The sequence below is a fragment of the Streptococcus sp. IsoGale022 genome (assembly GCF_031142805.1).
In the GTDB taxonomy this organism is placed as follows: Bacteria; Bacillota; Bacilli; order Lactobacillales; family Streptococcaceae; genus Streptococcus; species Streptococcus sanguinis_A.
On the sequence record NZ_JAKZJI010000033.1, the window covers coordinates 1 to 1305 of the forward strand.

A 1305-nucleotide genomic window follows, 5' to 3' on the forward strand; every position below is an offset into this window, starting at 1 on the left:
AGTTATGAAGACAAGGTTCAAATCTATGAGCTCATAAAACAAGGTCTAAGCTTTAACCAGCTTTCAAAAAGATTTGGTGTGGATGTTTCTGGACTAAAGTACATGATTCGCCTGATTGACAGGTATGGGTTAGCCATTGTCCAAAAAGGGAAGAATAGTTATTATTCTCCAGAACTGAAACAGGAGATAATAGATAAAGTTCTGATTGATGGGCAATCTCAGAAACAGACGTCCTTAGATTATGCCTTACCAAATTCTAGTATGATTTCAAGGTGGATTGCGCAATACAAGAAAAATGGCTATACTATTCTTGAGAAAAGAAGAGGGAGACCAATAAAGATGGGACGTAAACCAAAGAAGACTTGGGAACAAATGACAGAGTTAGAACGACTCCAGAAAGAATTAGACTACCTTAGAGCGGAGAATGCGGTGCTAAAAAAGCTGAGAGAATACCGATTGAGGGACGAAGCAAAGCTCAAAGAGCAACAGAAATCATCCAAGAATTAATCGGTCAATTTTCTCTAGCGACTCTGCTGGAAATCCTTGATTTATCACGGTCAACCTATTACTATCAAGTCAAACGACTAGCTACTCAAGAAGATCAGGACATGGCCTTAAAGGAGCTCATTCAAGACATCTATGATGAACATCATGGCAATTATGGCTATCGTCGCATCCATCTGGAACTAAGAAATCGTGGTTTTATCGTCAATCACAAAAAAATACAACGTTTGATGAAGAGGTTAGGCTTAAAAGCCCGTATCCGCCGCAAACGTAAGTATTCATCATACAGAGGGGAAGTAGGTAAAAAGGCTGATAACCTCATCAACCGTCAGTTCAGTGCATCTAAACCTTATGAGAAGTGTTATACTGATGTGACAGAGTTTGCTTTAGCAGAAGGAAAACTCTACTTGTCCCCTGTGTTGGATGGTTACAACAGCGAGATTATTGACTTCACTGTGTCACGTTCACCAGATTTGAAACAAGTTCAGAGCATGCTTGAGAAGGCCTTTCCAGCTAAATCATATAGTGGAACAATCCTTCACAGTGACCAAGGCTGGCAATATCAGCACCAATCTTATCATCATTTTTTAGAGAACAAGGGCATTCGTCCATCCATGTCACGTAAAGGGAACAGTCCTGATAACGGAATGATGGAATCTTTCTTTGGGATACTTAAATCTGAGATGTTTTATGGTCTTGAGACATCATATCAGTCCCTGGATGAGCTTGAGCAAGCTATTGCGGATTATATTTTTTATTACAACAACAAACGAATTAAGACAAAACTAAAAGGACTTAGCC

Annotated in this window: 1 protein-coding gene; it reads left to right on the forward strand. The window is 39.5% G+C overall.

All coding sequences use genetic code 11. From position 1 onward, the window contains the following. Positions 1 to 1305, forward strand: a protein-coding gene (locus tag RG608_RS11470) for an IS3 family transposase (protein ID WP_308946999.1) whose coding sequence is annotated in 2 segments (ribosomal slippage) — positions 1 to 442 and positions 442 to 1305 — 1306 coding nt annotated over the 2 segments. Because the reading frame shifts where the segments join, the coding sequence is not laid out codon by codon here. This gene is flagged as partial in the annotation.